Genomic DNA, 9153 nt, shown 5'->3' with positions numbered 1-9153 from the left:
CGACCCGGCCACGACCCAGGGCGCGGCGCCGGAGCCCCCGCCCGCGGCGCCGGCGTCGGCGGGGGCCGCGACCGCGGTCACCTCGGCGGTCGGCTCCGTGCCGGGGTCGGCGGTCGCGGTCGGCTCGGCGTCCGGCGCGGCGGTGGCCCCGTCCGCCGCCGCGGCGCCGTCGAACGACACCGGCGTGAACGACTCGTTGTTCGCGTTCGCCACCCCGTGCGCCCCGATGGTGATCACGCCGCAGGTCACGGTCCGGCAGTCGACCTCGACCGTGCCGCCGTCCGCGTCGAGCGCGGTGAGGGTCGCGCCGGGGATCGTGAGGTCCGTCGACCAGGAGCCGTCCTCGGCGACCTCGCCCCCGTTGGCCTCCACGGCGGTGGTCGAGCCGGGGAACGCGACGAACCGCTGGTAGCCGGCGTTCTCCTGGCCCTGGACGTCCACGGCGTACCGGTACTGCACGCCGGACGCGCCACCCGCCGACGGGCGCCACCCGTCACCGCTCGCCGGGTCGACCCAGCCGAACAGGACGTAGACCCCGCCGAACCCGCCCGGCACCGACTGGAAGCCGGTGCCGGACACCTGCACGCTCGTGGGCGCGTCCGCCGCGGCGACCGGCTGCCCGCCCTCGCCGGCGACCACCACCTGCGGAGCGGCGGCGGCGGGTCCGGCGGCGGTGAGGGCGGCGGCAGCGGCGAGCGCGGCGGCGGCGAGCGCGCGGAGCGGCGTCGGGGTCATCGGGGGTCCTCCGGGGTGGTGCGGGCGTCGCCGGTGCCGGCGGTGCGGTCGGGCAGCACGAGCAGGTCGCCCGTGCGGGGGTGGACGAGGACCTCGACCGGGTGCCGGTAGACGGCGCCGAGCAGGTCGGGGCGCAGCACCTCGGCGGGCGACCCGAGCCCCTGCACCCGGCCGGCGCCGAGCAGCAGGACCCGGTCGGCGTACGCGCCGGCCAGGCTGAGGTCGTGCAGGACCGCGACGACGGCGTGCCCCGTGCGGGCGAGGTCGCGCGCCTGGCCGAGCAGCATCTCCTGGTGCCGCAGGTCGAGCGCCGCGGTCGGCTCGTCGAGCAGCAGCACCGGCGTGGCCTGCGCGCGGGCGCGGGCGTACGCGGTCCGCGCCTTCTCGCCGCCGGACAGCGTGGGGAACCGGCGGTCGGCGAGGTGCAGCACGTCGGCCGCGGCGGCGGCCTCGGTCACCAGGCGGTCGTCGTCCTCCTCGGCGGCCGTGCCGCGCCAGGGCGCGCGGCCCATCCGGACGACCTCGGCGACGGCGAACGGGAAGCTCAGCCGGTGCTCCTGCAGGAGCACCGCGCGGCGCCGGGCCAGGTCGGCGGGGCGCAGGCGCTCGACCGGGACGCCGTCGGACGTGACGGAGCCGCGGGTCGGGTGCAGGTCCCCGGCCAGCAGCCCGAGCAGCGTCGACTTCCCGGCGCCGTTGGGCCCGACGACCGCGAGCAGCTCCCCGCCCCGCACGTGCAGGTCCACCGCGTCGAGCAGCACGACCCCGTCGACGTCGTACCCGGCCCCGGCCAGCGCGACCGCCGAGTGTGCAGGAACGCGGTCGAGATGTCCCGGATGTCCGTGCAGTTCTGGACTCTCGGCGCCGCGGGGCGCCCGCGGACGCGGGGTCACGCCCAGCCCCCGGAACGGGCGCGGGTGCGGCGGATGAGCCAGAAGAAGAACGGTCCGCCGACCAGCGCGGTCAGCATGCCGATCGGCAGGTCCGCGTAGGCGACCGCGGTGCGCGCGACCAGGTCCGCCCCGAGCAGCAGGACCGCGCCGCCGAGCGCGCTCAGCGGCACCAGGGCCCGGTGGCCGGGTCCCACGACCATCCGCACCAGGTGCGGGACCACCAGGCCGACGAACGCGATGATCCCGCAGAACGCCACCGCGGCCGCCGTCAGCAGCGCCACCGCGACGATGCTGACCACCCGCAGCCGCTCGACGTCGACGCCGACGTGCCGCGCCGCCCGCTCCCCGAGCGCGAGCAGGTCCAGGCGCCGGGCGACGAGGAGGGCCACGAGCAGCCCGACGACGACGAACGGCGCGACGACCGCGACGTACTCCCAGCGCGTGCCGTTCAGCGACCCGAGCTGCCAGAACACGATCTGCTCGCGCGCCTGGGTGTCCGCGAGGAAGGTGAGGAACGCGATCCCGGCCCCGGCGACCGCGTTGACGGCCACGCCGGTGAGCACGAGCGTGACCACCTCGGTGCGTCCCCCGGACCGGGCCAGGAGGTACACGACCATCGTCGTGACCAGGCCGCCGGCGAACGCCAGCGCCGCCGAGGTGAAGGCGCCGAGGAAGTTCAGCCCGAACACGATGCCGGTGCAGGCCGCGAGCGCCGCGCCGGAGGACACCCCGACGACGCCGGGGTCGGCCAGCGGGTTGCCGAACACGCCCTGCATCACGGCGCCGGCGGTGGCCAGGGCCGCCCCGGCGAGCACGGCCATGGCCACCCGCGGGAACCGGATGGTCCACAGGGCGGCGTCCCCGTGGGCGTGGCTCGGCAGCGGGCCCGCGTCGACGCCGAGGCGGTGCAGCACCGAGCCCAGCACCTCGGCCGGCGGCACGCGGAGCTGCCCGGTGCCCGCGGCGACGACCGCGAGGGCGAGCAGCGCGACGACGAGGCCGATCGCGAGCGGCACGACGCGGCGGTGCCGGACGCGGCTCAGGGCGGGCGGGCGGACGGCGGCGGGCGGCGGTGCCGGTGCCGGCTCGGCGGGGGTGGTGGCCCCGGCCCCGCCGGGCTCGCGCAGCGCGGTCACGAGGCGTCCGGGGCGTAGAAGGCGCGCGCGAGGGCGTCGAGCGTCTGCGCGGACGTCGGCCCGAAGGACAGCACCTGGGTGTCCGCCATGTCGACGACGCGGCGGTGCTCCCCGGCCGGCGTCTGCGCCACGGCGGGCAGCTGCTCGAGCAGGCCGTCCACCCCGCCGACCGACTCCAGGCCCTTCGTCATCACGAGCACGAGGTCCGGGGCGGCGGCCACGAGCCCCTCGTCGGTGACCGGCCGCATGCCCTGCCAGCCGGTCTCGCCGGCGACGTCGACGGCGCCCAGCGCCTCGATGAGCGAGTCCGCGCCCGACCCCTCGCCGAACAGGTAGTAGACGCCGGCCTGGCCGCGCAGGTACAGGAAGGCCACCCGCAGCCGGTCGGCGGGGTCGGCCGGGGCCAGCCGCTCGATCTGGGCCCGGACGTCGTCGATCTCCGCCTGGGTGCGGGCCGCGAGGGCGGCGCCCTCGTCCGGCAGCCCGACCGCCGCCGCGACCGCCGCGATCAGGTCGCCGACCGTGCCGAGCTCGCGGTGCGCGTCGACCACCACGACCGGGATGCCCGCGTCCCGCATCTGCAGCACGGTGTCCCAGGGGCCGAGCGTGGTGTCGGTGATGATCAGCGTCGGGGCGAGCTCGAGGATCGCCTCCCCGGACAGGTCGTGCCCGCTCGTCGTCACCACCGGCAGGTCCGCGATCTCCGGGAAGTCCGACGAGGAGTCCCGGCCGACGACGCTGCCGCCCAGGCCGAGCTCGAAGACGATCCGGGACGTCGAGCCGTACAGGTCGAGCGCGAGGACGCGGCTGGTGTCGGTGACGGTGACCTCCGTGCCCTGCGCGTCCGTCACCGTGACCGGCAGCGCGGGCCGCGGGGCGTCGGCGACCGGGTCCACGGGCGTCGCGGCGGCGACGGCGGTCTGCTCGCCCTCCCAGGCGCGCGGGTCGTCGAGGGGCGACAGGTCGGCCAGCGCGGGCCGGTCCCCCGCCACCGCCGCGGTCCCGCCGGACGCGCCCGCCACCCCGGTGCACCCCGCCAGCACCGCCACGACGACGGCCGCCACCAGGGCCGGGACCGACCGGCGGGCGGCGCGGCGGCGTGGGACGAGCGGGCGTGCGGGCATGACGAAGCGACTCCTGTGCGGGTGAGGCTCGCGCACGGGGGCGCTCCGAGCGGGCGCCGTGGCGAAGGTGAGCCAAACCTAAGTTAGCCAACCCTCAGAAGACAAGACGTCATGCCGGGACGGGCGGATCGGACACCTTCGGGTGACGCCGCCTAACCTGGGCCGATGGACCGCCGAGCCCGCGCCGACGCCCCCGCCCTCACCCCCGGGGAGCGCGCCGACCGCCTCAAGGAGCGGGTCTACGTGACCTTCGCGGCGCTGGCCGTGGTGCTCACGCTGCGGTCGCACGGCGACGTCGCCGCGGGGGTCGCCGCGACCACCCTGCTCATCACCGTCGGGGGCACGTTGCTCGCGGTGCTGCTGGCCGACATGGTGTCGCACATCGCCGTGCACGCCGCGCTGCCGACCGCCGCCGAGGCGCGGCACATGGTCGCCGTGTGCACCGGGGCGCTCGGCGTGCTGGTGCCGCCGATGGTCTTCGTGGGCGTCGCGGCCACGGGGTCCTGGACCGTCGACGGGGCCCTGCGGGCGTCGACGATCGCCCTGGTGGCGAGCCTGGGGGTGGTCGGCTGGCTCGCGGTGCGCCGCGTCGCGCTACCCGGGTGGCAGAAGCTCGTGGTGCTCGTCGCCGAGGTCGCCCTCGGCGTCGCGGTCGTGGCCCTGGAGCTCCTGGCCCACGGCTGACCCGCGCACCCCGCGCACCCCGCGCACCCCGCCGAGATGGCAACTCTCGGCTGCCCGCCGGCGCCGCCGCACAGCCGAGAGTTGCCATCTCGGCGCCCGGGGGACCGGGGTGGGGCGGGGGTGGGGCGGGGGTCCGGCAGCGGTGGGGTGGTCCCGGGGGTCAGCGGCGGGGGCGGTCGCCCGGCTCGGCGGCGCGGGCGGCGTCGCGCTCACGCAGCCGCTGCTCCTCGCGCTTCACCTCGGCCTGCGTGGCGCGCTCGCGGTGCAGCCACTCCGGCGACTCCTCGACGATGGCGTCGATCTGCTCGGTCGTGAGCGGGTCGGTGAGGCCGTTGCGGGCCAGGCCGGACGTCGAGATGCGCAGCCGCGCGGCGACGACGGACCGCGGGTGCGGGCCGTTCTTCCGGAGCTCGGTCAGCCACGCCGGGGGGTTCCGCTGCAGGTCGTCGAGCTGCTCGCGGGACACGGGACCCGCCTGGAACTCCGCGGGCGTCGCGGGCAGGTAGACCCCGAGCTTGGCGGCGGCCGTGGCCGGCTTCATGGTCTGCGGGGTGCGCGCGCGGCGGGCGGGAGCGGGGGTGGGCTCGGAGGTCACCGCACCAGGATACGGACGCCGGGCGCGGCTACGCTGACGCCGATGTCCGAGCACCCCGCGGCCGAGCCCGCCGACCCCGCCGCGACCGACGACCGGCAGCGGTTCCGGCTGCTGCTCGTCCCCGGCGTGGTCCCCGCCTCCTGGGTCCGCACCTGGCGCGAGCGGGTCGCCGACGTGCCGCTCGAGCTGGTGCACGCGCCCGCCGCCGAGGCCGGCGCGGTGCTCGCGCGCGGCGAGGCCGACGCCGCCCTCCTGCGTCTGCCGGTCGACCGCGACGTGCTCTCGGCGATCCCGCTGTACGTCGAGACCACGGTGGTCGTGCTCCCCAAGGACCACCTGCTCACCGCGCTCGACGAGGTGGGCCCGGACGACCTGGCCGAGGAGACGCTGATCACCCCGGCCGACGACGTGCTGCGCTGGGCCGACGCGCCCGGCGAGCCGTCGCTCCTGCCGCAGCCCGCGACGACGGAGGAGGCGGTGGCGCTCGTCGCCTCGGGCGTCGGGCTGCTGCTCGTGCCGCAGTCCCTGGCCCGGCTGCACCACCGCAAGGACCTGACGTACCGGCCGCTGACCGACGCACCCGGGTCGCGGACCGCGCTCGCCTGGCTCGGCGACCGGGACGGCGACCCGCTGGTCGAGGAGCTGATCGGGATCGTGCGGGGGCGCACCGCGAACAGCTCGCGGGGCCGCGGCACCGTGCCGCCCGCGGACGCGGCAGCCGCAGCGCCCGGGAAGGGCGCGAAGGCGGGTCGTCCGGGCAGCACGGGCGGGGCCCGGAAGGGCGCGGGAGGCACGGGCGGCGGCGCACCCGCGCGCGGCGGCCGCCCCTCGTTCGGCTCGGGGGGCGGGCGCGGGCGGTCCGGCGGCCGACCCGGCTCGTTCCGCGGCCGCAAGGGGCGCTGAGCCGTGCACATGCCCGCCCCCGGCCTGCGGGTCACGGTCCTCACCGGCGCCGGCGTCTCCACCGGCGCCGGCATCCCCGACTTCCGCGGACCCGACGGCACCTGGACCCGGCACCCCGAGCAGGCCGAGCTGCTCGAGATCGGCCGGCTCGTCGCCGACCCCGACGTCCGGCGCCGCGGCTGGCAGATGTGGCGCACGCACCCCGCGTGGACGGCGCGGCCGGCGGCGGGGCACCGCGCGCTGGTCGACCTGGCGACCGCCGGGCGGCTCCAGGCGCTGCTCACGCAGAACTTCGACGGGCTGCACCAGGCCGCGGGTTCCGACCCCGCCGACGTGGTCGAGCTGCACGGCACCCTGCGCACCACCTCCTGCCTGGCGTGCGGCGACCGGCAGCCGACGGTCGACGTGCTCGCCCGCCTCGACGCCGAGCCCGACCCGCCGTGCACGGTGTGCGGCGGGATCCTCAAGCCGGATGTCGTCTACTTCGGCGAGCGGCTGCCGGACCGGGCGCTGGAGCGCGCGATCGCCGCCGCCACCGACGGGGACGTGCTGCTCGCGGTCGGCACCACGCTGACCGTGCAGCCCGTCGCGAGCCTGGCGGCGCTGGCGGCCGACTCCGGCGCCGAGGTGATCATCGTCAACGCCGAGCCGACGCCCTACGACGGGATCGCCGACCGGGTGGTGCGCGAGCCGATCGAGCAGGCGCTGCCGACGCTGGTCGCGGAGCTGCTCGCCCGCGCCTGACGGCTGTCGCGCGCGGCGGGCGCCACCCGCGCGCCCACTTCCCTGCATGGGACAGATGTCCTATAGTCCACGTGGAGTATTCAAGAAGGAGCATCACGTGGCAGGCGCACTCACCCCCTTGGCGGTCGCGGTCCTCGGGCTGCTGGTCGAGGGTCCCCTGCACCCCTACGAGATGCACCAGGTGCTCCTGCACCGCGCCACGGACCGCGTCGTCAAGGTCCGCCCCGGCTCGCTCTACCACTCGGTGGACCGGCTGCACCGGGACGGGCTCGTGCGGGCCGTCGGCACCGAGCGCGCCGGCAACCGTCCCGAGCGCACCACCTACGAGATCACCCCGGCCGGCCGCGACGCGCTCACCGAGCAGCTCGCCGCGATGATCGCCGCACCGGTCAACGAGTACCCCCGCCTGCCGCTCGCGCTGGCGGAGTCGCACAACCTGCCGAGGGACACCGTCCTGACCCTGCTCCGCGACCGGCGCTCCCGGCTGGCGGCGGAGCTCGACGACCTGCGCGCAGGCGTCGAACGGGTCCGGGCCAAGGACCTCCCGGCCCGCTACTGGATCGACCTGACGTACCAGATCGCGGTCTACGAGACCGAGTCGACCTGGATCGCCACCTTCATCGAGGGCATCGAGTCCGGCGACATCGCCTGGTGACCCGGCGCGGCACCCCGCCGCGCGCCCTTCCACCTGCTCCGCGCGAGCACGCGTCCCTGCGAGGAACCCCCATGTCCGAGACCACCCGTCCCTGGCCCGCCCTCTGGGCGCTGGTCGTGGGCTTCTTCATGATCCTGGTCGACACCACCATCGTGTCCGTCGCCAACCCCGCCGTCATGGCCGGGCTCGGCACCGACATCGACGCGGTGATCTGGGTGACCAGCGCCTACCTGCTCACCTACGCCGCCCCGCTGCTCGTCACCGGGCGGCTCGGCGACCGCTTCGGCCCCAAGCCGGTGTACCTCACCGGCCTGGTGGTCTTCACGCTCGCGTCGCTCGCCTGCGGCCTCGCCGGGTCGATCGGCGTGCTGATCGCGGCGCGCGCCGTGCAGGGGCTCGGCGCCGCGCTGATGACGCCGCAGACCATGGCCGTCATCACCCGGATGTTCCCGCCGGACTCCCGCGGCAAGGCGATGAGCCTGTGGGGCGCCGTCGCCGGCGTCGCGACCCTGGTCGGCCCGATCCTCGGCGGCGTGCTGGTCGACGGCCTCGGCTGGGAGTGGATCTTCTTCGTCAACGTGCCGGTCGGCGTCGTCGCGTTCGTGCTGGCCTGGCGCCTGGTGCCGCGGCTCGAGACGCACGCGCACCGGTTCGACGTCCTCGGCGTCGTCCTCAGCGCGCTCGGCATGTTCCTGCTGGTGTTCGGCATCCAGGAGGGCCAGTCCTACGACTGGGGCCTGATCGGCGGTTGGCTCCCGGTGTGGGGCGTGGTCGGCGCGGGCGTCGCGGTGCTCGTGGCGTTCGTCTGGCACCAGGCGCGGACGCGGGTCGAGCCGCTGCTGCCGCTCGGCCTGTTCCGCGACCGCAACTTCGCGCTCGCCAACGGCGCGATCAGCGCCCTGGGCTTCACCGTCACCTCGATGTCCCTGCCGCTGGTCTTCTACTACCAGCTGGTGCTCGGCTTCTCCCCCACCCGCTCGGCGCTGATGCTCGCGCCGATGGCGGTCATGACCCTGGTGCTGTCCCCGGTGATCGGCCGCGTCGTCGACACCGCCAACCCCCGGAACATCGCGCTCGTCGGCATGCTGCTGCAGGCCGGCGCGCTCGTGTGGTTCTTCCTCTGGCTGAGCCCGGACCCCGACCAGTGGGCGCGGCTGCTGCTGCCGAGCGCGGTGCTCGGCGTGGCGAACGCGTGCCTGTGGTCCCCGATCTCCTCCACCGCGACGCGCAACCTGCCCCGCGCGCAGGCCGGGGCCGGCTCGGGCGTGTTCAACACGACCCGGCAGATCGGCTCCGTGCTCGGCTCGGCCGCGATCGCCGCGCTCATCCAGGCCCGCCTGGTGGCCGAGCTCGGCGCGGGTGCCGGGGAGTCGACCGGCGCGGCCGAGGCGGCGGGCTCGCTGCCCCCGGCGCTGACGAGCGGGTTCTCGGACGCCATGGCGCAGTCGCTGCTGCTGCCCGCCGCGATCGCCCTGGTCGGCGCGGTGCTGGTGGCGTTCTTCGTGGCCCCGGCCCGCGGCGGCCACGGCGCCCCGGCGGCGGCCCCGGCCTCCGCGGCGGTCGAGCTCGATGAGCTCGTCCCGGTGCTCGGTCACCACCTGCGCCGTGCGACGCACCCAGGCGACCGCCCAGCCCGCATCCAGAGACCCCGTCATGTCGCGCTCCCACCTCCGCCGTCGAGCCC

9 protein-coding genes and 1 pseudogene are annotated in these 9153 nt (G+C 76.7%); 5 read left to right on the top strand and 5 right to left on the bottom strand.

Annotation, left to right across the window (positions count from 1 at the left end; genetic code table 11):
* The 4 genes and pseudogenes from FA014_RS15685 to FA014_RS15670 form a co-directional block, all read right to left on the bottom strand.
* Nucleotides 1–735, bottom strand: a pseudogene (locus FA014_RS15685) (hypothetical protein); the annotation flags it as partial.
* Complete coding sequence (locus tag FA014_RS15680) at nt 732–1628, bottom strand: heme ABC transporter ATP-binding protein (protein ID WP_230323238.1); 897 nt, start codon at nt 1626–1628, stop codon at nt 732–734. The pseudogene FA014_RS15685 and the gene FA014_RS15680, both read right to left, overlap by 4 nt.
* Nucleotides 1625–2671 (bottom strand): FecCD family ABC transporter permease, encoded by a 1047-nt coding sequence (locus tag FA014_RS15675; protein WP_419178414.1) that lies wholly within the window; start codon nt 2669–2671, stop codon nt 1625–1627. Before FA014_RS15675 ends, FA014_RS15680 begins: the two co-directional genes overlap by 4 nt.
* 89 nt (nt 2672–2760) lie before the next feature.
* Entirely contained in the window at nt 2761–3888 is a 1128-nt protein-coding gene (locus tag FA014_RS15670) for a heme/hemin ABC transporter substrate-binding protein (protein ID WP_154730583.1), read from the bottom strand.
* A 165-nt stretch (nt 3889–4053) separates the two neighbouring features.
* Here FA014_RS15670 and FA014_RS15665 point away from each other — a divergent pair, with 165 nt between their 5' ends.
* Nucleotides 4054–4572 carry a hypothetical protein gene (locus tag FA014_RS15665; RefSeq protein ID WP_154730582.1) on the top strand — a complete coding sequence of 173 codons (519 nt, stop codon included), beginning with the start codon at nt 4054–4056 and terminating at the stop codon, nt 4570–4572.
* A 160-nt stretch (nt 4573–4732) separates the two neighbouring features.
* Here FA014_RS15665 and FA014_RS15660 read toward each other — a convergent pair whose 3' ends face one another.
* Nucleotides 4733–5113 (bottom strand): DUF5997 family protein, encoded by a 381-nt coding sequence (locus FA014_RS15660; RefSeq protein ID WP_154730585.1) that lies wholly within the window; start codon nt 5111–5113, stop codon nt 4733–4735.
* Between the two features lie 96 nt (nt 5114–5209).
* Here FA014_RS15660 and FA014_RS15655 point away from each other — a divergent pair, with 96 nt between their 5' ends.
* The 4 genes from FA014_RS15655 to FA014_RS15640 form a co-directional block, all read left to right on the top strand.
* A complete protein-coding gene (locus FA014_RS15655) occupies nt 5210–6070 on the top strand; it encodes a LysR family substrate-binding domain-containing protein (RefSeq protein WP_154730581.1) in 861 nt (286 codons plus the stop codon).
* A 9-nt stretch (nt 6071–6079) separates the two neighbouring features.
* Nucleotides 6080–6814: an SIR2 family NAD-dependent protein deacylase gene (locus FA014_RS15650; protein ID WP_154730580.1), complete on the top strand. Its 735-nt coding sequence runs from the start codon at nt 6080–6082 to the stop codon at nt 6812–6814.
* Between the two features lie 97 nt (nt 6815–6911).
* On the top strand, nt 6912–7469 hold the full coding sequence (locus FA014_RS15645) for a PadR family transcriptional regulator (RefSeq protein WP_230323237.1): 558 nt from the start codon (nt 6912–6914) through the stop codon (nt 7467–7469).
* Between the two features lie 71 nt (nt 7470–7540).
* Nucleotides 7541–9153 (top strand): DHA2 family efflux MFS transporter permease subunit (locus FA014_RS15640; RefSeq protein WP_154730579.1); only part of this gene is annotated, 1613 nt, incomplete at its 3' end.

It is taken from the genome of Cellulomonas hominis, assembly GCF_005239125.1.
Classification (GTDB): domain Bacteria; phylum Actinomycetota; class Actinomycetes; order Actinomycetales; family Cellulomonadaceae; genus Cellulomonas; species Cellulomonas hominis_A.
This window is presented reverse-complemented; position numbering and strand designations above follow the sequence as displayed.

Coding starts and splice junctions, on each gene's coding strand:
- FA014_RS15670 (WP_154730583.1), bottom strand. CDS start 3,888: ATGCCCGCACGCCCGCTCGTCCCACGCCGCCGCGCCGCCCGCCGGTCG.
- FA014_RS15665 (WP_154730582.1), top strand. CDS start 4,054: ATGGACCGCCGAGCCCGCGCCGACGCCCCCGCCCTCACCCCCGGGGAG.
- FA014_RS15660 (WP_154730585.1), bottom strand. CDS start 5,113: ATGAAGCCGGCCACGGCCGCCGCCAAGCTCGGGGTCTACCTGCCCGCG.
- FA014_RS15655 (WP_154730581.1), top strand. CDS start 5,210: ATGTCCGAGCACCCCGCGGCCGAGCCCGCCGACCCCGCCGCGACCGAC.
- FA014_RS15650 (WP_154730580.1), top strand. CDS start 6,080: ATGCCCGCCCCCGGCCTGCGGGTCACGGTCCTCACCGGCGCCGGCGTC.